General features: G+C 48.3%; 20 protein-coding genes. 13 read left to right on the top strand and 7 right to left on the bottom strand.

Features of this window, described 5'->3' with window-relative positions; translation table 11 throughout:
- The first annotated feature begins 100 nt into the window (after window positions 1–100).
- From ACR32F_RS26545 to ACR32F_RS26520, 6 genes are all read left to right on the top strand, one after another.
- A complete protein-coding gene (locus ACR32F_RS26545; protein ID WP_440112404.1) occupies window positions 101–769 on the top strand; it encodes a succinate dehydrogenase cytochrome b558 subunit in 669 nt (222 codons plus the stop codon).
- A gap of 44 nt (window positions 770–813) precedes the next feature.
- Complete coding sequence (sdhA, locus tag ACR32F_RS26540; RefSeq protein WP_440112402.1) at window positions 814–2,556, top strand: succinate dehydrogenase flavoprotein subunit; 1,743 nt, start codon at window positions 814–816, stop codon at window positions 2,554–2,556.
- 333 nt (window positions 2,557–2,889) lie between these two features.
- Window positions 2,890–3,654, top strand: coding sequence for a succinate dehydrogenase iron-sulfur subunit (gene sdhB, locus ACR32F_RS26535; protein ID WP_440112400.1), 765 nt, complete (start codon window positions 2,890–2,892; stop codon window positions 3,652–3,654).
- A gap of 177 nt (window positions 3,655–3,831) precedes the next feature.
- Entirely contained in the window at window positions 3,832–4,788 is a 957-nt protein-coding gene (locus ACR32F_RS26530; RefSeq protein ID WP_440112398.1) for a metallophosphoesterase, read from the top strand.
- Window positions 4,789–4,815: 27 nt separating this feature from the next.
- The gene (locus ACR32F_RS26525) at window positions 4,816–5,547 is read left to right on the top strand and encodes a metallophosphoesterase family protein (protein ID WP_440112396.1); all 732 of its coding nucleotides are present in this window, start codon (window positions 4,816–4,818) and stop codon (window positions 5,545–5,547) included.
- Between the two features lie 303 nt (window positions 5,548–5,850).
- Window positions 5,851–6,483 carry a GNAT family N-acetyltransferase gene (locus ACR32F_RS26520; RefSeq protein ID WP_440112394.1) on the top strand — a complete coding sequence of 211 codons (633 nt, stop codon included), beginning with the start codon at window positions 5,851–5,853 and terminating at the stop codon, window positions 6,481–6,483.
- A 251-nt stretch (window positions 6,484–6,734) separates the two neighbouring features.
- On the opposite strand, the gene ACR32F_RS26515 is transcribed toward ACR32F_RS26520, so the two are convergent.
- Complete coding sequence (locus tag ACR32F_RS26515) at window positions 6,735–7,544, bottom strand: histidinol-phosphatase (RefSeq protein WP_440112392.1); 810 nt, start codon at window positions 7,542–7,544, stop codon at window positions 6,735–6,737.
- Window positions 7,545–7,593: 49 nt separating this feature from the next.
- Window positions 7,594–8,496 carry a LysR family transcriptional regulator gene (locus ACR32F_RS26510; RefSeq protein ID WP_440112390.1) on the bottom strand — a complete coding sequence of 301 codons (903 nt, stop codon included), beginning with the start codon at window positions 8,494–8,496 and terminating at the stop codon, window positions 7,594–7,596.
- A gap of 449 nt (window positions 8,497–8,945) precedes the next feature.
- On the opposite strand from ACR32F_RS26510, the gene ACR32F_RS26505 reads away from it, so the two are divergent.
- The 5 genes from ACR32F_RS26505 (at window position 8,946) to ACR32F_RS26485 (ending at window position 13,817) form a co-directional block, all read left to right on the top strand.
- Window positions 8,946–9,404 carry a chemotaxis protein CheX gene (locus tag ACR32F_RS26505; RefSeq protein WP_440112388.1) on the top strand — a complete coding sequence of 153 codons (459 nt, stop codon included), beginning with the start codon at window positions 8,946–8,948 and terminating at the stop codon, window positions 9,402–9,404.
- 57 nt (window positions 9,405–9,461) lie between these two features.
- Complete coding sequence (locus ACR32F_RS26500; protein WP_440112386.1) at window positions 9,462–10,235, top strand: SDR family NAD(P)-dependent oxidoreductase; 774 nt, start codon at window positions 9,462–9,464, stop codon at window positions 10,233–10,235.
- Between the two features lie 208 nt (window positions 10,236–10,443).
- Window positions 10,444–11,817 (top strand): DEAD/DEAH box helicase, encoded by a 1,374-nt coding sequence (locus ACR32F_RS26495; protein ID WP_440112384.1) that lies wholly within the window; start codon window positions 10,444–10,446, stop codon window positions 11,815–11,817.
- Between the two features lie 27 nt (window positions 11,818–11,844).
- Window positions 11,845–12,597 (top strand): ABC transporter ATP-binding protein, encoded by a 753-nt coding sequence (locus ACR32F_RS26490; RefSeq protein WP_440112382.1) that lies wholly within the window; start codon window positions 11,845–11,847, stop codon window positions 12,595–12,597.
- A 2-nt stretch (window positions 12,598–12,599) separates the two neighbouring features.
- Window positions 12,600–13,817 carry an ABC transporter permease gene (locus tag ACR32F_RS26485; protein WP_440112380.1) on the top strand — a complete coding sequence of 406 codons (1,218 nt, stop codon included), beginning with the start codon at window positions 12,600–12,602 and terminating at the stop codon, window positions 13,815–13,817.
- A 161-nt stretch (window positions 13,818–13,978) separates the two neighbouring features.
- On the opposite strand, the gene ACR32F_RS26480 is transcribed toward ACR32F_RS26485, so the two are convergent.
- From ACR32F_RS26480 to ACR32F_RS26470, 3 genes are all read right to left on the bottom strand, one after another.
- Window positions 13,979–14,107, bottom strand: a complete 129-nt coding sequence (locus ACR32F_RS26480) for a YjcZ family sporulation protein (protein ID WP_440112378.1) — start codon at window positions 14,105–14,107, stop codon at window positions 13,979–13,981.
- A 291-nt stretch (window positions 14,108–14,398) separates the two neighbouring features.
- Window positions 14,399–15,697, bottom strand: a complete 1,299-nt coding sequence (locus ACR32F_RS26475; RefSeq protein ID WP_440112376.1) for an aminotransferase class I/II-fold pyridoxal phosphate-dependent enzyme — start codon at window positions 15,695–15,697, stop codon at window positions 14,399–14,401.
- 177 nt (window positions 15,698–15,874) lie between these two features.
- Window positions 15,875–16,492: a pyridoxamine 5'-phosphate oxidase family protein gene (locus tag ACR32F_RS26470; RefSeq protein WP_440112374.1), complete on the bottom strand. Its 618-nt coding sequence runs from the start codon at window positions 16,490–16,492 to the stop codon at window positions 15,875–15,877.
- A 195-nt stretch (window positions 16,493–16,687) separates the two neighbouring features.
- Here ACR32F_RS26470 and pdxR point away from each other — a divergent pair, with 195 nt between their 5' ends.
- Complete coding sequence (pdxR, locus tag ACR32F_RS26465; protein WP_440112372.1) at window positions 16,688–18,169, top strand: MocR-like pyridoxine biosynthesis transcription factor PdxR; 1,482 nt, start codon at window positions 16,688–16,690, stop codon at window positions 18,167–18,169.
- A 145-nt stretch (window positions 18,170–18,314) separates the two neighbouring features.
- Window positions 18,315–19,100: a helix-turn-helix domain-containing protein gene (locus ACR32F_RS26460; RefSeq protein ID WP_440112370.1), complete on the top strand. Its 786-nt coding sequence runs from the start codon at window positions 18,315–18,317 to the stop codon at window positions 19,098–19,100.
- Window positions 19,101–19,890: 790 nt separating this feature from the next.
- Here ACR32F_RS26460 and asd read toward each other — a convergent pair.
- Together asd and ACR32F_RS26450 are read right to left on the bottom strand one after the other, a co-directional pair.
- Window positions 19,891–20,682, bottom strand: coding sequence for an archaetidylserine decarboxylase (gene asd / locus ACR32F_RS26455; RefSeq protein ID WP_440112368.1), 792 nt, complete (start codon window positions 20,680–20,682; stop codon window positions 19,891–19,893).
- Between the two features lie 85 nt (window positions 20,683–20,767).
- The gene (locus tag ACR32F_RS26450; RefSeq protein WP_440112366.1) at window positions 20,768–22,009 is read right to left on the bottom strand and encodes a YheC/YheD family endospore coat-associated protein; all 1,242 of its coding nucleotides are present in this window, start codon (window positions 22,007–22,009) and stop codon (window positions 20,768–20,770) included.
- Window positions 22,010–22,198 lie beyond the last annotated feature (189 nt).

Raw genomic sequence — 22,198 nt, 5'->3', positions numbered from 1 at the left:
CGGAACAATTTGTCGAACCTTTTCATGGAAAAGGATTCGTGTCATGATAAGTAAAATCATTTATGAAAACGTTGTATTTAGCGAAAGGGGATCACATTTTATGAAAGGGTTCTACTCCAGAAAGCTGCACTCCTTGCTTGGCGTCATACCGCTCAGTCTGTTTTTTATTGAGCACTTGGTGACGAACTTCACGGCAGTTGAAGGCGGCAAAGAAGCGTTTTATGGTGCCGTTGCATTCCTGAACGGTTTGCCTCTTGTTATTGTTATCGAGGCGTTACTCATCTGGTTGCCGTTGTTCTATCACGGTGTTTACGGTCTTTACATTGCTTACCAGGCCAAGCCTAACGTGGGCCGTTACGGTAATGAGCGCAACTGGCGCTACACGTTGCAGAGGATAAGCGGTGTCATTACGTTTGTATTCGTAATTTGGCACGTATGGGAGACTCGTGTACAAATTGCGCTAGGTAATGTTTCACATGAAGAGATCGGCGGCGTCATTCATGATGCTGTGACGAATCCGGCAACCTTTACGATATATATGGTCAGTGTGGTTGCGGCGTCATATCACTTTGCCAATGGCTTGTGGTCGTTCCTCGTTAGCTGGGGAATTACAGTTGGTCCGCGTGCGCAGCGTGTATCCTCTTACGTATGTATGAGCTTGTTCGCTATTATTTCCATTATGTTTATTGCTTCATTATTTGCTTTCCGGAGCATTGATTTCCAGACAGCTACTTCGATGATTGACACGGTAAAAACAGTTCTGATCTAAGCATTTAGTGACTAAATGCTGACTTATTAAGGGAGTGAACAGCAATGGCATCAACGAATGTAATTATTGTGGGCGGCGGTCTCGCAGGATTGATGGCGGCGATCAAATCGGCTGAAGCCGGAGTCCATGTTCATTTATTTTCACTGGTTCCTGTTAAAAGATCTCACTCCGTATGCGCCCAAGGTGGCATTAACGGAGCGGTAAATACCAAGGGTGAGGGTGACTCCCCATGGGTACACTTTGATGATACGGTATATGGCGGCGACTTCCTGGCGAATCAGCCTCCCGTTAAAGCGATGTGCGAGGCTGCACCAGGTATCATTCACCTGATGGACCGGATGGGCGTTATGTTCAACCGGACACCGGAAGGATTGCTTGATTTCCGCCGTTTTGGTGGAACGAAACATCACCGTACCGCATTCGCCGGTGCGACAACAGGACAACAGTTGCTCTATGCGTTAGACGAGCAGGTACGTCGCTGGGAAGCAGCGGGTCTTGTAACGAAGTATGAGAACTGGGAGTTCCTGCAAGCGGTTATCGATGACGAAGGCACCTGCCGCGGAATTGTAGCCCAAGATCTGAAAACGATGAAGGTACAGACGTTCCCGGCAGAAGCTGTTATTCTGGCGAGCGGTGGCCCTGGTATTATTTTCGGCAAAACGACCAACTCGGTTATCAATACAGGTACAGCGGCAAGTGCGGTGTATCAGCAAGGTGTTAATTATGCAAACGGTGAGTTCATTCAGATTCACCCGACAGCCATTCCAGGCGATGACAAGCTGCGCCTGATGTCTGAATCGGCTCGTGGTGAGGGTGGACGGATCTGGACTTACAAAGACGGCAAGCCGTGGTACTTCCTTGAAGAGAAGTATCCTTCCTACGGTAACCTTGTTCCGCGTGATATCGCGACGCGTGAAATTTTCAGCGTTTGCGTGGATATGGGCCTCGGCGTGAACGGCGAGAACATGGTTTACCTTGACCTGTCGCATAAAGATCCGAAGGAGCTGGATGTGAAGCTTGGCGGTATCATTGAGATCTACGAGAAGTTCATGGGCGATGACCCACGCAAAATACCGATGAAAATCTTCCCGGCAGTCCATTATTCCATGGGCGGCATGTGGGTCGACTATAACCAAATGACCAACATTCCGGGGCTGTTCGCAGCTGGTGAATGTGAATATCAATACCATGGCGCGAACCGCCTGGGTGCGAACTCTCTGGTATCTGCAATCTACGGGGGCATGGTAGCTGGACCGAAAGCGGTTGAATATATCAAAGGACTCAAAAAATCGTCCGCCGATATCAGTTCCTCCGTATTTGATGGTTATACCAAACGTCAAAGTGATAAATACGAAGGCATCATGAAAATGCAAGGGAATGAAAATGCCTATGTTATTCACAAAGAGCTTGGTGAGTGGATGACGGCGAACATGACAGTTGTACGCTACAACGATAAACTTGAAGCCACCATCGGCAAAATCAAGGAATTGAAAGAGCGCTACGGCAAAATCAACATGTACGACACTTCCGGTTGGAATAACCCGGGCGCAGCGTTTACCCGTCAACTGTGGAACATGATTGAACTGGCGGAAGCGATGACCCTGGGCGCACTGTTGCGTAACGAAAGCCGCGGCGCGCATTACAAACCGGAATTCACGGAACGGAACGATGAGGAATTCCTGAAAACAACGATTGCAAGCTGGTCGAAGGAAGGTCCACAAATCTCGTACGAGCCTATAGACGTTTCGCTCATCCCGCCACGAATCCGGGATTACTCGAAGGACTAAGAATTACACTATTCATGCAATGAATAGTTAAATATCTGATCGAAGCAGCAATGACCTGTAAAGAAGCATAGCGTCTTGCGATGCTTCTGAATTATTGCTACTTTCATCAAAGTGACTCCACGTGTACAACGTAGCGGAGGAAGCGGAAATGACCAGAAGAAGCGAAGCGCTCGCCTTTGCTCCCCCATTTTATCGAAAAAAGGTTTATTCAATAAAAATGGGGGAGCAACAGCGATCGGAAGGACATTCCGCTGACGAAGCGTCTCCCGTGCACAAAACGTCACTTTACGCATCAGCAATACAATCATCGTCACCAAAGGAGGGGACAACGATATGGCGGAACCAGCTACAGCCAACAAAACCGTCAAGTTTATCATCACCCGTCAGGACAGCCCGGAGTCATCTTCGTACAACGAAGAATTTGAGCTTCCGTACCGTCCCAACATGAATGTGATCAGCGCCCTGATGGAGATTCAGCGGAACCCGGTCAATACAGATGGCAAATCCATTGCTCCCGTTTGCTGGGATTCCAACTGTCTCGAAGAAGTCTGTGGTGCTTGCTCCATGGTCATCAACGGCAAGCCTCGTCAAGCGTGTGCTGCCCTGATCGACAAGCTCGAACAGCCGGTTCGCATTGAACCAATGAAGACATTCCCGGTGGTACGTGACCTGGTCATCGACCGTACCCGTATGTTTAGCGCCCTGAAACGCGTAAAAGCATGGATTCCGATTGATGGTACCTATGACCTCGGTCCAGGTCCGCGGATGCCTGAGAAGAAGCGTCAGTGGGCATATGAGCTGTCCAAATGCATGACATGTGGTGTATGTCTGGAGGCATGTCCGAACGTCAATGAGAAAACAGACTTTATCGGTCCAGCAGCACTCTCCCAAGTGCGCCTGTTCAACGCTCACCCAACAGGGGAGATGAACGCTGACGATCGTCTGGAAGCGTTGATGGAAGACGGGGGCATTGAGGGCTGTGGTAACTCACAGAACTGTGTGCAATCCTGTCCCAAAGGCATTCCACTGACCACCTCCATTGCCGAAATGAACAAACAAACGACCAAACATATGTTTAAACGCTGGTTGGGCGTATAATATCGTCATATGACATGTAGATCTTTGCGTCTGCAACTTAGAAGAAGTCGTGATCCAAGGCAGAATGTGGCCTTAGATCCCGGCTTCTTTTTCTGAATTAGCAGAGGAACCGGGCTTGTCATGCAGAATATGGTATACTAAGGGGATGGATTTGGAGCGGAAGAAGGAGGGGGAAGCATGGTAGAGACACCGCGTGAGGGCAGCAAGATTACGCAGCCCCGGCGCTCAAGCAATGGATCTGTTCCAGAGAAGCCCATTTTCCCTGGAGAAGAAAAGGACCACGATCCCTCCCGGCGCAGTTTTCTGCTGCGCATGATCTTGATGACGGCAGGCGCAGGTTTGCTCACAGGAGGATATGCCTGGTTGTGGGAGCCGCGTCATCTGGAGATTAAGCAAGTGGAGTTAAAACTGCCCAGATTTCCAGAAGCATTCGAGGGACTGCGTGTGGTTCAGTTCAGCGATGCGCATCTCGGCTTCCATACGGGGCTGAAACAGATGGAAAAGCTGGCTGAAACGATACAGGAACAGCAGCCAGATGTGATTTGTTTTACCGGAGATATGGTTGAACGGGAAGCAGAACCGATGCGCGAATGTATTCCTGTGCTGGCTTCCATGCAAGCGAAGTATGGTAAATTTGCCGTATTGGGGAACCATGATTATCGGGGAAGGCAGCAGAATGAAGTCGAAGCCATGTTCCACGAGGCCGGATTTACGTTGCTTCGAAACAGCCATGCTCTGATCAAGCAAGGGAACTCAAGTATCGCTATAGTGGGGCTGGATGACGCGCTTACGGGTTGGCCTAATCCTCTTGCGGCAATCAAGGGACTGGATGATTCGGTCTGGAAATTGCTACTCATGCATGAACCGGATTATGCCGACATTGCGGCTCCATTTGGTTTCGGGTTGCAGCTTTCTGGTCATAGCCATGGTGGACAGGTGCGCTTTCCCTGGATTGGGGCGTTGACCACTCCGCGAGGATCACATAAGTATATTCAGGGATTATATTACACTACCAAAATGCAGATGCCCGTTTATGTGAATCGGGGCTTTGGCATGACCCAACTGCCCATTCGTTTTCTGTGCAGGCCTGAATTAACCGTTTTTAAACTACGCGGATCATTACAACATAAATGATATTTAAAATAAAGGGAGGTTGGCCGGATGGAACGAATTGCGATTGTATCCGATATTCATGGGAACATGACTGCTTGGGAAGCGGTATTACAAGATATTCGGAGTCGCGGATTGAAGCGAATCTTTTGTCTTGGCGACCTCGTTGGCAAGGGGCCTGACCCGGTACAGGTTGTTGATTCAGTGAGTGAGACATGTGAGCGAGTCATCCGGGGGAACTGGGATGAATTGGTTGCCGTGAATCAGGACAACGAGAATTTTACTTGGCAAGCCAAACGACTAGGTAAGGAACGCGTGGCGTATTTGGCGACCCTGCCATTCAGCCACCAATTGAAGCTGAGCGGTCGTACCATCCGCCTGGTGCACGCATCTCCGATAAGTGTATATCATCGCGTACAGCCTTGGGACGAAATCGAGAAGCGGTTAGTGATGTTCGATCCTCCGGCGGATGAACCTGAGCAGGGTGTGGCAGATGTGGTAGGGTATGGGGATGTGCATAACGCATACTTGCAGTATATGAATGGCAAAATGCTATTTAATGTAGGCAGTGTAGGCAATCCGCTTGATCTTCCCCAGGCTTCGTACTGTATCCTTGAGGGCGAAGATAACAACGATAGAAATACACCTTTCAATATTCAATTTGTACGGGTACCTTATGATATTGAGCGGGAAGTAGAGGTTGCCCAGAAGGCCAATGTTCCTTCACTCGATTTCTATATTCGTGAGCTTCGTACTGGAATATATCGAGGGTTGCAAGAGTGACAATCCATGAAGGTATAAACTCGGGTAATGAAATGACATACGAGCATTTGCATAAATCTCTAAAGCGTCTTCCAATCAGCAAGATATAGATCGAAATGATCCTGTTCGTTTATATCTTGTACCCTCTAGCGTTAGGAATCGAATTATGCAATATGCTAATACTAAACTTTGGGGTACTGACCGGAGCATGGTTGCACATATCGATGTTTCATCATCTATCCATTGATGTATTGAGCCGGATCATCTTCAGAGCATGCTTGTCTTACCGGACTAGAGCCCGTTTAGGCAAAAGGAGCGATTGTCATGCTGACCCGAAAAATGCTGGACCAAGGATTGCCTGTTTTATGGACAGAGCGCTTTGTTCTTCGATCATTACGTCAGAGTGATTACAGCACATTATCGGAATTCTTTTCTGATCCCGAGGTGATTCGATATGTGAACAGGGGGAGACAGCCGACGCCGATTCGGGCTCGGCGGTTATTAAATCAGATTCGCAGCAGCAGTGCCAAGCTGGATTCGTTGCATTATGGCATCTGTTGGAAAGGCAGCGAAGAGATCATCGGCATAACCTCATTCCAGCATTGGAATGATCAGAACGGTACTGCACAGATCGGCTACATCCTGAACAGATCCAGCTGGGGTAAAGGGGTGGCAACCGAGGCAGTACAGCGATTGCTGCAGTTTGGTTTTGACGAGCTTAATCTGCGGAAAGTGGAAGCACGTTGTTATGAGGCCAATGTATCGTCCGAGCGGGTTCTTTGCAAAATCGGCATGTTCTATGAACGTACACTAGCCTCTTTTGATTTGAACTACGATGAGGGTGAGTCACCTGATACCATGTTGGATGTTAGAGTATATAGTTTGTATCGTGAGCAGCATATCCGTCCGCTGAAGGAAAGTTGCCTGCAAACGTTGGTATCCGACAAGCTCGAATAACATAGAATAAGAGTAGTAGAACGTACATGAATCGAACTTCAATCATTTGTTACACAATTGAAATATAGCTGCAATTGAACTCTAACAGACAGCGGGTAAACTTATCTCATGACCCCCTTTTTGATAAATAGATTATGCTGTTGGGACCCGCGCGAGCGGGTTCATTTTTTTTGTCTTTAAAATTTCAACATATAAAAACCCCGCTGCTCGGCTTGTTCCAGCAATGGGGTTTTCGTTGATATTCTCTATGTTTACAGGGGCACAATCTGCATTTGTTTTTGCTTGAAGTATACCCAGTCAGTGAATCCAATCTCCAGCAGACGTGTGCAAACTTCATCCAGCTCATCAGCAACCCGTTGCGGTTTGTGGGCATCCGATCCGAAGGTCACCTTCACCCCGTAATGGTGCGCACGTTCCAGAATGGCATCCGAGGGATACCAGCCACCACTAAGTTTTGTCTTGCCTGAAGTATTAATTTCGATAGCCACGTTGGCTTCTGCAATGACCTGCAACGTTTCATCAATAGCCTGATCTGCGATAATCTCCGAGAAGGGTGGATAATTGCCTTTCATAGCATCAATGTGTCCAAGGATCTGGAACATACCACTGCGAGCGGATTGCTGAATCAACGAATAATAACTCTCTTTCACTTCGATCTTGCGAGCGTCACTGAGTCCATTCCAGCGGGTTTTGTTGAAGATGCTAACATCTTCAGTATGATGAACCGAACCAATAATATAGTCAAAAGGATACTGTCCCAGCGTGTTGCGATACAATTCTGCATGAACAGGGAAGTAATCGGATTCAATACCAAGGAGCACATCAATTTTCCCAGCGTATTCTTCCTTCAGGGCGAGTACTTCGTCCACGTAATGACGCAACTCCGATTTAGCCATTGCAATACGTGGAAAAGCCTGCTCCACTTCACTGCCAAAGTAAGGGGTATGATCCGAGATACCAATGGCCTGAAGTCCAGCCTCAATACCTGCATCGATGTAATCCCGTATGTTGCCGTCTGCATGACCACAGCGAAAATGATGCGTATGAAGATCAAATTTCATATGGAAATCCTTCCTTTCTCCTGGGTTCATTCTAATTGAATGTTGTCATTCATTCTGAACTGATGAACTGGGTCTCCGGCATGCCTTTGAGATCACTTATGAATTGCTGCATCGCCGAATTGAGATACCTGCTGGATTTGTAGATGACTCCTACAGGATGGCTCACTTCAAGTTCACTTAGCGGAATCATCCGCAGTGTGCCTTGCCGTAACTCGTGTGCAACGGATTGTTTCGATATGACAGCCGCTCCGAGATTGATCTCGACCATTCGTTTGACTTCCTCACTGCTTGACAACTCCATCACGATATTGGGCTCAATACTATGTTTTTTGAAAATGGCTTCCGTAAAACGCCGCCCCACCGTATCCGGGGATAGCAGAATCAAGGGTGTACTCCGCAATACGTCCACCGCAGCATGTTTTTTCTTCGCCAGGGGGTGGGCAGGAGACACCACAAGTTCGAACGTATCATAGTACAACACGGACGTATTCAGGTTGGGATTACGTTCCGTAAGATACCCGATTCCGATATCAACTAGACCGTTCTCCACCCGATTATAGATCTGGGACGAGGGCAGGGACTGAATACTGGTTTTAATAAGAGGGAATTGATCCTGGAAATAGGATAAAACCCGTGGCAAAATCTGAATGGCGATGGAGGTGGTTGTACCCAGCACGATATGCCCCTGAGGTGTTTCGTCCAGATCAGACAGCTTCTGTTTGAGTTCATCCACGATGTCTAGCATGCGCTCAGCATGTTCCAGAAATACCTGGCCGCGATCTGTAAGCGTTACAGGCTGATTACGATCGACAAGTACGGTGCTGAATTCATCCTCCAGACTTTTGATCTGAGCTGAGACAGCAGGCTGGGTCAGATTCAGAAGTTCTCCTGCTTTGCGAAAACTCATTGTTTTGGAGATGGTAATCAGTGTCTCCAGTTGGCTTATATTCATAGATGGCCTCCTTGCAGGCAAAATATCTTGTGTCATTCAATATGTATGAAATCCGTAACTGGTCATTGTTCCGTTATTTTAAATTATAGGTGATTCAGGACAACAGGGCAATGAAGGGGAGATTAAGATCTTTGGAAGGTGCAATAGAACGAAAATTAACTTTAAATAAAGAATTTTATTTTTTTGTATTTGTACAAAAACAGTAAAAAAGTCCTAAACCCCTTTTATAATGCATCTCTATTGAAAATCTTCCTGCACGAGAAGCGAAAAGCCCTGTTTTTTCGCTAGAATCAGCTATAAACATTTGCCCCGTAGATGACGATAAATTAAAGTACACAAGGTTTATCGAATTCTTAATGAATTCTTGTACGTGATAAAGTATAATAAATTTATTGAATATGGGACTTTTGGTGTGTGACCAATAACCCAGTGTGAGGGGGACATAGACAGTGAAAGCGGAAGTGATTAATCCTTTCCTGGAATCGGCACGGAACGTATTCGAACAGCTCATCCAGGTTTCGCCTTCCACCGGGAGTCTTGGCGTGAAAAATGTAGAGTACATTGCAGACCATGTCTGGATCGTGATCGGGATGACCGGCCAACTTAGCGGAAACATTGTGTTTGGAATAAACGAAAAAGTTGCACTGAAAATTGTATCTGCGATGATGGGCGGTTTTGTCATTACAGAAATGGATGAAATGAGCAAAAGTGCTATTTCGGAACTTGGTAATATGATCAGTGGCAATGCCAGCACAATTCTGTCGAACCAGGGTGTTGTAGTCGATATTACACCTCCACAAGTGATGAAGTCTGAACATTTGACTACATTTACTGCAACGAAAGCACTGAGCATCCCATTGCTGATGGACGGTATTGGTGAGATGGATATTCAGGTCATGATCTCGTAGAATAGGACCATACGCCTCAAGAGGCAATATGTGTTCAAATACGGGAGGACATCGGGAATGTTGAAAGATCAGGTTGTTTTTATCACAGGTGCATCGAGCGGAATCGGTGCACTCTGTGCGCAGATGCTGATTGAAGAAGGAGCCATCCCGATTCTGGCTGCCCGTTCACGGGACAAGCTGGAAGAGATTGGTGCTTCGCTGAAAGGGCAACATGAACTGCTCACATTGGATGTTACGAATGACGATCAAGTTCAGGCAGCCGTGGATGCGATATTGCATAAGTACGGACGAATTGATATTCTGCTGAATAACGCGGGGTATGGCACATTTGCGGCGATAACGGATATGTCTGTGCAGGAATTCGATGACATGATGGACGTTAACTACATGGGAATTGTTCGCTGCACGAAGGCGGTGTTGCCGCAAATGCTTGAACGTGGCAGGGGACAGATCGTGAACGTGGCTTCCATGGCTGGCAAAATCGGAACTGCCAAATCTGCATCATACACGGCCACCAAACATGCCGTACTTGGATTCAGCAATGCCCTGCGCCAGGAGCTGCGCAAGACTGGAGTAATGGTTACGACCATCAATCCGGGACCCATCGATACGCCGTTCTTCCATCGGGCAGATCCTTCCGGTAATTATGTGAATAATGTACGCTGGATGATGTTGAAGCCGGAAAAGGTAGCAGGGCATATGATCCGGGCGATGAAGAAGCGTAAGGAAGAAGTGAACCTGCCGAGGCTGGCTTCGGCTGGAATGTGGCTGTATCAGCTGTTTCCACGTCTTGCCGATCGATTGTCGCACGGTGTAATGAATCAGAAGTAATATGCAACTAGGGCATCAATACCGGATGAAAGAAAGGCTCCGCCGAGGGGCTTTTCTTTTTTTTGTGTGCAAATAAACAATTCCTGAATAAGATTTGGTTCACAGGCTTTTTTCGCATATAATGAAAGGTAATGTGATGACAGGCTTCGGTTTTATCAGTACAAGCAGGGCTAACATCGAAATGAATAAATTTAAAGGATGGACATACATGACGAATCAAACATTTGCTTCAATTGGCGTGGAACAGGATCTGGAGGCGGTCTTGGCGAAACATGGCATCAACGAGCCTTCACCTGTGCAGGCACAGACGATACCGGTTATTTTGGAAGGTCGCGATGTGGTCTCGAAATCCCAGACGGGAACAGGCAAAACGCTTGCTTATTTACTACCCCTTATACAATCCATCAAAAGTGATGTAAAGGGTACACAGAAGCTCATTCTGGCACCAACTCAAGAGTTGGCGATGCAGATTGTACGCGAAGCACAGCGGTATGCGGAAGAACGCAAGATTGGTGTACTGGGTCTAATTGGAGGCGCAGCGGTAAAACGTCAGATCGAGAAGCTGCGTGAGCACCCGGAACTGGTTGTGGGAACGCCGGGACGACTTAAGGAATTGATTACGCTGAAAAAGTTGAAAATGCACAACGTCTCCACGATCGTTATTGACGAGGCAGACCAGGTATTCCAGCTCGGCGGAGTGAGCGACGTGGACTTTGTATTGCGTAGTGCAATGCGTGACCGTCAATTGATTTTCCTGTCAGCAACCATTGATGAGCATACGGCTGGACTCGCGAAGCGGGAGATGAAAGAGCCGGTACAGATCGGTATTGAGCCGGATCGGGCTACGGCTGCAGGACTGGAACATTTTTATTTTGTAGAAGAAAACCGGAACAAAATTGATATGCTGCGTCGTCTGGTTCGACAGTATAAGCCGGATCGCGCCCTTGTCTTTGTGAATGCTACTGAAGATATCGGCGAGGTTGAAGCGAAAATGAACCATCTGGGCTTGTCCGCAGCGGCGTTGTATGGAGATGCGGATAAGGTAACTCGCAGCAATGTATTGTCTGCCTTCCGTAATGGCAAAATTCAATTGCTGATCGCCAGCGAAGTTGCTGCCAGAGGACTGGATATTGAAGGTTTGCCGATGGTTATTAACTATGACCCTGCATTTGACTCGGAACACTATGTTCACCGCGCAGGCAGAACAGGTCGTATGGGGCGCAGTGGTATCGTGCTGTCCATCGTGGATGAAACGCAAATTTTCATCATGCGCAAGTTTGCGCGTGAACTTGGAATTGAGCTGCCGGAACGTGTGTTGTTCGGTGGTAAAGTGTTGGAGGCTGATCCACGTCCAGATACACGTCCGGAAGGACATTCTTTCTTCAGAAAACCAGGTCAATCCAGAGATCGTAAACCAGGTCAGGCCAGCCGCAATGGTGGTGCCAAAGCTACGGTTTCGAATCAGCGTCCAGCGGGTGGAAAGCCAGCCAGCAACGGAGGCAGAACAGAACGGGACCAAGACCGTAAGAACAAGGGCGCTCCTAAATGGAGCAAAGGCAAAGAGCCGCGCTCTGAAGAATAAAACCTGACGAAAGAGGTGCAGGGATTGATGGATAACGTTCAACCGCCCGTATTGCAAATCAGCGGGCTAAGCGGAGGATATAGTGCCAAGCGGCCGGTCCTCCACGGCATCGATCTGGAAGTTGGACGTGGAGAGATGGTCGGACTGATCGGTTTAAACGGTGCTGGAAAAAGTACAACCATGAAACATATCCTCGGCTTGATGACCCCTCAGCAGGGCGAAGTGCGAGTGATGGGCAAGAAACGGGACGAGGATGCGCAGGTCTACCAATCTGCCATGGCATTCGTGCCGGAATCTCCCGAACTGTATGATGAGATGACGGTTATGGAACACCTCGAGTTTACGGCAAGGGCGTATAATGTGTCGGAGGCCGATTTCAAACAGCGTACGGAGAAATTGCTGGACCTGTTCCGTATGAATGAGAAAAGTACAAGTCTGTCGACTCACCTGTCCAAAGGCATGCGACAGAAGGTCATGATCATGTGTGCTTTTGTGGCAGGACCGCCACTTTACATCATTGATGAGCCTTTCCTGGGGCTGGACCCGCTGGGAATCCGCTCCTTACTTGATTTTATGCTTGAGATGAAAGCTTCTGGATCTTCCATCCTGCTGAGTTCACACATTCTGTCGACCATTGAGAATTACTGTGACCGTTTTATCGTTCTGCACCGTGGACAGGTCATCGCTCAAGGGACACTGAATGAGTTGCGTCTTCAATTCGGGGAATCGAATGCCACGCTGGAGCATATGTTCTATTCCCTTGTACAAGGCAGGGACTGAGCATGGATCTCAAGCAGCTGTGGAAGCAAAGACGCACAGGATTCTGGAATGGAATTCTTCCTTATCTGGGTTATGTCATTCAGAGCGGTGTAGCCATGGTCTTCTTATTTCTTGTCATAGCGTTCTCAGCCTGGTACACGTCGTTTGTGCAGAATATTCCGGCAGGATTCCCGATTCGCTGGATCACTTTGCTGCTACTGGCTCCGCTGGTGCTGTTTAGCAGTTATCGTACATATCTGCACTCAGCAGACATCGTATTTTTGAGGCCGCAGGAATATAGAATGCAGGAATATCTCAAAAATAGCTTCGCTCGTGGGATCATCTATAAAACGCTGGGCATGCTGCTCGTATTTGTTACGCTGTGGCCGCTCTATGTGCGCGCTGATCAGGATGCAAGGCCGTTTGGCTGGTTTATCCTGCTTCTGCTCTTGTGGAAAGGGTTGTCCAGCTATGGAGCCTGGCAAGAACTGCGCATGGTGCAGATCGGAGCCACAAGAGGATATCGTTTGCTGCGTTGGGCACTGGCCGTGCTGGCCGTTGCCGCCTGGTTATGGCAGCCTCCGCAACGCAGTGTTTGGTTCCTGCTGCTGTTGGCTGTCGTGTATATCGTTGCCCTACGTATACCACTGAAGCACCGGGTTGCATGGGAACGTCTCATTCAGGTAGAACAGGGGCAGGCTGGACGGGTGATGAGAACACTGGGATGGTTTGTGGATGTGCCGTCATCGGGGCAGAAGGTAAGTTCACGACGTTGGCTGAGCAAGTGGGGTAGCAAGCTCCCGTGGAATGCAGGGAAAGCCTACCGTTATCTCATCACCAAAACGTTTATTCGAACCGAAGTGTTCTCTATAGTTGTACGCTTAATTGTACTTGGCATGCTGTTGTCCTGGTGGACGGCAGGCAGTTATTTCGGTATTGGCGTATATCTATTCTTCCTGCTGCTTACTGGTGTACAGTTGGGTGCGCTGCGCCGCAGTCATAGTGAATCGTTCTGGATCATGATCTATCCCATCTCGGGAGAGAGTCGTCGTTCCCAAGTGTTGGGATTTATCTCCAATCTGCATGCGCTAGCTGCATTGCTGATGTGGTTGCCCATGCTCGTTGCCGGCGTGAATGGTTTGAGCATGACTGGAGTGGCACTAATTCTGGGCGTGCTCGTTATTGTCATCATGCGACGTTCACAGGGCAATAAATGGTTAAAGGAAGAAGAAGACGAGTAAACGATCAAGCGTTTGAACATTTAGCATGGACGGACAGAGTCGATGACTATGACTTATATGCAAGACAACACAAAAAGGGTAATCCGGGCTGTATCCCGGATCACCCTTTTTTGTACTGTAGTCAGATCGTGTTGCTCCGACTCATGGTGAGGAAGGATGGACTAACAGAGGAACGATTTAGTGATAATTACCAGCAAAATGAACAGAACGAGAATGGCACCTGTATTTGTAAATCCTCCGTAACCGCCGCATCCATAACCGCTTCTAGTATCTTCAACAACTCCAGACATGGTCATTCCCCTTTCAAGTGGTTGTTTGGCACGCCCTTGCGTACATCGTATATTATGTGCCATGAGGGGAGGCTGATTGGGCCGATGCCCGGTACAGTACGGAAATGATGGTTTTGGGCGAAAGCCCGGTAACTGAAGGGGATCGTTAAAAACACCAAACAACCCTCTGTATGGCGGACACTTTCGCCGTTATACAAAGGGTTGCTCATATCATGCAGGGCCCAAGCACGAGCTTGATCCTCTGACTTATTTATTGGTTTGTGCATTTGTTGAGCATAGTGCTGTGAATATCTAGGTTGTCTGTAGATCTAAAACCCCACGGTAGATGGTATCAAACAAATCTTCCAGTCCGGATTCTTCAATACAGGAGAAGGCGATTCGTAGATCGGACTCACCCAGCGCGATGGTACCAACGCCGTAATGGTGCAACAAATGGGTGCGCAGTGCCTCGGCGCCCACTTCTTTCAGCTTCAGGCACATGAAGTAACCGGAGTTGAACGGATAATAATCCCACACATCTCCATACTTACCGCTATCGAGAAGAGCCTTCACCTTGTTGGCACGGCCTTTCATAATTTCAAACTTCTCCTGTTTCTGTGCTTCAAACTCAGGTGCTTTTAGCGCATCCAGTACAAACGTTTGGGAAGGATGCGGGCCGCTGGAGATGGTCGCCCGGATAATCCCAAGTGTTTTCTGCTCCAGTGCATGCAGAACCGCAGCATCTTCATGAGCATACGTGATGAACCCAACGCGGAATCCCCATACGAATTCTTCCTTAGTCGCACCGTCTATTTTAACCGTCAGCACACGTGGATGAATGTTGGCAAGTTTGCCAAACAGAGACTCATGAATCGAATCTTCGAAGAAGAGACCGAAGTAGGCATCATCTGTCACAGCAACTACGTTTACGCCGGCTTCTGCTGCTTGACGAATCGTGTCTACGATGGCGTCTGCTTCTTTGGCTCCAGGCGTATAGCCTGTCGGGTTATTCGGGAAGTTGAGCAGCACGATGGCTTTGCCTTTGTTCTTCTGTGCAAGCAGTGCTTCGAGCAGGCCGGCACTGTTGAAGTTCAATTGATCATCGAACAGGGGATAATGAACCAACTGGCCGTGACGACGAATTCCGAAGGTCAGCTCGTAATTTTCCCAGTTTTTATCCGGATATATAACAGCGTCCCCTTCATCGGCGAACAGGTCAGCTACAATACTGAGTCCATGGGTTAATGCATTGGTCACAATCGGGTTACCGAACGTTTTTCCTGCAAGTGAAGGGGTTTCCTTCAGCATCTTATCTCTCCAGACAGTCCGCAGTTCAGGCTTGCCTGCAGGCGGAGCGTAAGGGTAGAGATCCTTCGGTTGGAATGCAGACAGCTTCTCCTGAATAACAGAAAGGTGCATCGGCACACCGCCCTCCAGAGCGATACCGATCGTAGCATTATAGGTTTTGGCCAGACTTGCTGCTTCAGCAGACTGACTCAAGATACCTTCTTTTGGAAAATAGATTTCTTTGCCGAGCTGCGACAGCATGGAGTAGACGTGACTGCTGCCTGCCTGAATACTTTCGTTCAACTGTTCAGCCAGTGGATTCATTCTTTTCATCCTTCCAAGTCTTTGGGATTCAACTGCCTAACATTATATCACCTTGCCATCCCCCCGTCACGGAAATTGCGTATAATGACAGTTATAACACTTTACCGCGTTGTTGCAAGGTGTTTTAAGTTAGGATGATATCACTTTTCCCGCTTGATTTAACATGGAAAATGATTGTTATTTCTGATGAAAAGGACAGTATTTTCGCATCATTTCAGCCGTTTCCGCATCTCTTCCCTCATTGCGCTGTTGCAGTTCACCGCTGATGTGATCAAAGTGCTCGGTAGACAGGTTTTGTCCAAATTTAAACTTGGCGCTGATCCGTTCCGGGACAATTCGAATGACGGCTACAGCCTTGAGGTTTCCTGTGTAACGCGAGTCGGCAGCGTCAATGGGAACATATCCGCCTTGCGGCTGAAGTTTCTCCATAAACCGTTGCAGCACTTTGCCCTTGGTATCCAGATCCTGAACCCGTTCTGCCTGACCGAATGCCATCACACTCTTGAAGAAAGAAGTGGCTGGACATGCCAGCTCAGGATCGCTGAAATAGGAGGGAATCAGGGAGAACTCTTCAGCCACGGTGAAGCTGACCGACGAATCCTGTTTGATCTGTTTCATTTTCTCTCCGGCTAAACTGCCATGAAAATAAAAGAAACCATCCATATATACGAAATTGAGCGGCGTAACCCGCGGTTGACCCTCCGGGCTAACTGTCCCCAGAAAACCAAAGGAGCATTGGTCCAGAAATGCTGTGATTTCCTGCTCTTCCTCTACTGTAAATTCTTTTCTTCTCATTGATGCTCCCCCTTAAATGATATAAGAATGAAATCGTTGTACCTTAGCCATAACATTAGAACCTATATTGACATATAAAAAGATCCAATTTACATTCACTTTAATAGACCAATTTGGGAAATGAGTTACGAAGCTAAATGCATGAACGTTGTAAAGCTAGATGTGTGAATGATGACAAATGGAAGGAGTTGCAAGATGGAATTTTGGCTGCATATGGATTCATATGAGCTTCAGCACCGCTACAAATACGAGGCACTATACCATGCCCTGCGTGATGCGATTCATGCCGGGACGCTGGTCGGAGGAACAAGACTGCCCTCCACCCGAGAGCTGGCGAAACAATATCATATGTCACGTGGCTCCGTGGCACAGGTATATGACATGCTGCTCGCCGATGGATACGTATGGGCACATCGAGGAAGAGGGACCTTTGTTACGGACACCTTAACTGCAAAGGAACATAAAGAACACGAAGCGATCCTGCCACTCTCTCCATGGGGGGAGCGGGTGAAGGTACTGAATACCCAAAAGGAAGCCCCGCTTGCTCAGGAACATCAACAGGAACATCAACAGAGACAGAAACAAGAACCGACAAAGATTAATTTTCAAGTACAGCGCATGCCTGCCGAACATTTCCCGCAAACGGAGTGGAAAAGCGCACTGGCTGCTGTTCATCGCAGCGGTTGGCGTGAACAATGCGGCACAGCAGGAGACCCCGAACTTCGTGAGGCGATCGCGTCACATCTGAGATGGACACGTGGCATTCAGGCGGATGCATCTCAGATTGTATTGTTTAGTGGTTCCATGCAGGGCATCACCTTACTATCCCAGTTGCTTATTCCAGAAGGAGCATCAGTCGTATTGGAAAATCCGGGCTATCCAGGCATTGCCCATGCTGTGAATGCCTGTGGTGGACAGATTATTCCAGCGGATGTGGATGCCCAGGGAATCATTCCGCAATCCTGGGAATCACAGACGCTATTTGTCACACCAACCCGCCAGTTTCCAACAGGAGCAGTGCTTGGGCTGGACAGACGCCGGGCTATACTTGCCTGGGCTTCGAAGCGTAATGCTGTCATTATAGAAGATGATTATGACAGTGAGTTTCGGTGGGGTGGCAGACCGATTGAACCCCTCAAAGTGCTTGATCGTGAACAACGGGTAATCTATGTTGGTTCATTCTCACAGACGATGATTGCCTCCTTCCGGCTTGGCTATGCGGTGCTTCCACCAAGTCTGGTAGAGCCGCTGCTCGCTGCAAAAGCGCTGTATGAACCGGTGCCACCTGCACTTATGGAACAGCGCGCACTCGCGAAGTTTATGGCCAGGGGAGGGTATCTGCGCCATCTAAGACGATTAACCCGGCTGTACGGGGAACGACATGCTTTTTTTGTGAGCGAGATGGAACGGGAATTACCGGAAGCGTTCACCATGCAGCCTGGAGATGCTGGACTACATATCTATGCCACTTGGAAGGGGGACACGGATAGTTATCAACGATTCAAAATGATGGCTCAGGAGGACGGCATATTGTTCCGTGATGCGGTGCGATATCGACTGACTCCAGGAGACCCCGCTGTCTGTTTTGGCTTTGCACATCTGGAGAAAGAGGAGATTACAGAGGGAATCCGACGAATGCGGTTAGCTTGGGAGAAGTGCACATTTTCGTTTCGGTGAATTCCGCTGTATAATAGGAAAAGGCATTTCGCTCTAGCAGGAGCAGGAATCATATAAAAGTACAGATTGCATCCATTCCAGAAGTGAAGTTTAGATTGAAGGATGCAAAATGTGGAGAGATTAACTATCAAGGGGGAGTGGCGACATGCTGCAGGCATCGCCGTCATCTTTTGTTATCTTGCCCGCTGTCGCCAAAATTGTCTGCGAACCGGGATGGAAGTGGCAGAAGCGGGAAAAACCGATGCAAAACTATGACTTATTTTATGTATGGAGCGGTGAGGGAACCGTTGTGCTGAATGACGAGCCGTATGAAGTTGGTAAAGGCAGCTGTTTCCTGTTCCGGCCAGGAGACCATACAAGTGCAACCCATAACAGGCAGAAGCCGCTGGTGCTGACGTATATCCATTTCGATGTGGATGTGCCCGTTATTGATGTGCCTCAATCGTATCGTGAGGTACAGGAAACAGTGGAATTTGAACATTTGCTGGCAAGGTATGTAAGACTGTTTTTATCCGATGTATATGGACGGGATGAGGAGAGTCTGATGATTCTGAAACAGCTGATGATTCATTTGCTGCGTGCGGATACGGAAGCCCCTGTGGAGAAAAAGGTAAGCAACCAGTTGTCCGATGTCATTCAGGAGGTTGCCAATTATGTGCGCCAGCATCCGGGGATCACGCATCGGGTAGAAGACCTGGCTGCACGGGCAGGATTGTCGCCCCGATACTTCTCGATCAAGTTCAAGGAATTGATTGGTTCGTCTGTTCAATCCTATATTATTCGTATGCGTATTGAGCGGGCCGAGCATCTGCTGGTGCACACCGGCATGAATGTGACCGAAGTGGCGGATGCTCTCGGATACCGGGATATCTTTTTCTTCAGTCGTCAGTTCAAGCAGTACACTGGCAAAAGTCCGTCCGAAATTCGATAGCATGTCTACCGCCGTTAAGAAAATGGAAACGTTTCAAGTCTGGGATGCGGGGGTAAGTATGTAGAATTCCAGATGATCGAAAGGGGGAACTTGTCATGAACGGAAAACGGCGGGTCCGCAACCGGGGATGTTCTATGAAGGGATGTAATATTTTCCGGAACCGCCTGCGCCGCTTCAAACCGGTGGAGGAATTGCAGCACGTATGGTTTTGAGGAATGGTCATACAATCAATTTGACGAAGCGCAGCTTCGTATTGCATGCATATATGGAGTTTAGAAGAGGTGTCCCCAAACCAGAAACATGGTGGGACACCTCTTTTGATCGTTTGAGGCGTGGACAAGTCGGACGAGCCACAGGGTTTTCTCGAAAGGGAATGTCCTTTCACTCCAAGCGTTAACGAATCTACCGCATCCTATTAAGGCGATAATCAAGAATACTAATTTTAACGGATCCCAGTAACGTTATTCCATTAAAAAAAGGCTTCTGAACCTGAGAATCGCCCAATGGACGAAATAACGTCTCTGTGATTCGTTAAAATCCAGACCTGTGCAAATGGAAGCGAGTAGCATGTGCTCGATTCGGTAGAACAAATGAACGCTAATAAGGGGTGTTCCCTGTCAGCCTCATGACTTATGGGACAACCCCATTAGCGAGCATGTACGAAAAAAAGCGCGAGTGAAAGAGGAGAAATACCTCTCTAACTCACGCTTTTTTCTTTTCTTATTCCATCGGACACGGTCCTAGCCCGTAGAAAATCTACGTATGAGAATTTCACCTACGTAGGGACTGATTAGTGAATCGGCTTCAACCGCCCAAGTAATTCTCCCATTTTGACGGAATCACCTGGCTGCAAACCAGGGTTTGGTTCGAATGTGCCACTCTGCGTCAGCAGAACTACAGTGGAACCGAATTCAAAATAGGCCAGATCATCGCCTTGTGCCCAGGTACTCACATCGGTATCGGCGTACTGTATGCTGCTCACATTCATTGCGCCTACCTTCACGACAGCAACTTCACCAAAATCATGAGCAATATACGTAATGAGCCGTTCGTTCCGACTAAGCACCGATCTCATATGGGTCAGACCAAAATCATTCACGGGATAAACCTTGCCCTTGATATGTTCACTCTCAATTCTGCGACCACTAACAGGTGCATGAATGCGGTGATAGTCGCGAGGACTGAGATAGAGGACAAATGCATAGCCGTGCTTGTACTTCTCCAGATGCGGTGAATGGTTTAATAATTCAGCAAGTGTATAATTTTGTCCCTTAACATTCAGGAGCGTTCCAGCAGATACTGGACCGGCTGCCGTAATTTTGGCATCTACCGGACTGATCAGTGCATGTTCTGAAAGTTCAAGCGGGCGCATGCCCGGTTTCAATTTACGGGTAAAGAAATCATTCAATGAACGATATTCCTTCCAGTCCTTCTCAGCTTCCTGAACAGGGATGTCGTAGGTCCGGACAAAATAAGGGATAAATGCCTTGCTTCCCCGGCTCTTGGAGAAGGCTCCCACAGTCCGGGAGATCCATTTGCGAGAAGAAAGCTCGGTCATTAACCGCAACAGCGTTTTTGCCATGAATATCCCCCTTAGGGTTAGTGCGAACTTCAAGGCCGGCAGGACCGACCGTTCTGCATAATATTGACACAGAATGCCCACGAAATCAATACGGAGCCCTATGGTAAGTCTGCGGTTGACGTGGTATTCGCGAATTCTGCTCCAGCAGAAGCCGGCCGTAGGCCATCGGTTGCTGGTAGCTTGCTTTCCAATGTTCGCTCATTCCGGCTTTGCGGAAACCGTAGCGCTGATCCCTTCCGTTGCATTCGATAAAATATATCTGCCCCTTCCCGGTTATCCCTAAGTCAAGTCCCAGATCCGCGAGATGTGGCAGGCTCGAAGCCAATGTCCGTGCGATTTGGAGCACGACAGACCGGATTCTGGTTTCCAGTTCGCGTAAATGAAATTTGGCTTCCACCGTACCCAGCGCTTCAGCCAGTGTCATGACTTTACCACCTTGGGCGATATTCGTGACAAACGTATGAGCCGGTGCCGCCTTGGCGAATATGCCAGTGATGCCCCATAGGCCGTCGCTTCCACGTTGCACAGACACCCGTAGATCTACGGGTCTTCCTTCATAACGTACGAGTGGAATACGCTCTTCAATGAGATAGGCATGACGGAAAATGCGACGCAGGGTGGAGGATGGCAGTTGTCCCTTACTTAGTCGAAAGGTAGCCCATCCTTTGCGTGAAGCCCTGGTCTCACATGTCAATTTCCACTGACCCTCTCTTTGGACAATCCGCATGATGCCGTGTCCAATACTTCCGCTGCATGGTTTGATAATCAGATCATCATAACGTTCCATCATGTATGCCAAAGACTCAGGCGTGGCCTTAACGGCATGGGGGAGATGTTCCCAGAGACTGGGCTGCTGATGCAGCATCTCATGAATATGGTCCTTGCGGTATCGATTACGTACGTTGTAGACCTGTATGCCCTGCAACAGCAGTTTGGTCACCTGATGCTGCTCTGTCCGACGAAGCTGGAGAGCCCGGTTATGAATGACGGAAGGCAATGGTATCCTTTGGCGCACGTATACGCCCTCTTTTTTCACATAAGCAAGACAGGTTTTCGTGTCTGAATCTATATCTTCCAGCCGCAAAAAACAAGGGGTTAATCCATAACTGGTTGCCGCCTGTTCATAATTCGCGAGTGATTCCTGACCGGTCCTTCCGGCCGGTATCCCCCGGTACATGCGTGAATCGAACAAAATACCGATCGTTTCTTGTAGCATGACCGTTCCTCCTTCAATGTTATCGTGACCATGGATCATCCATTCATGAAAAGCCAGCTTGTCACCGCATGGTTGGACATCACGATAACGCAGACCGGAATCATGATGCATCGATATGCACCACCGTGTACTTATAAGCCTTCCGCTTCCATTCAATCCAGGTAGAGGTGGGTTGCAGTGCGTATTTATACAAAATGCGTATGGAGTATCGTATGACATTGCTGGATCAGAGGCGTGGACAGCCGCCTTTCATCTATAGCAGGACACAGCCTATTTCGCCATGGACAGGTACATCACTCG

It is taken from the genome of Paenibacillus hebaui (assembly GCF_051934385.1).
GTDB lineage: Bacteria > Bacillota > Bacilli > Paenibacillales > Paenibacillaceae > Paenibacillus.
Note: the sequence above shows the minus strand (reverse complement) of the source record. Positions and strands in the feature narration are given on the sequence as shown.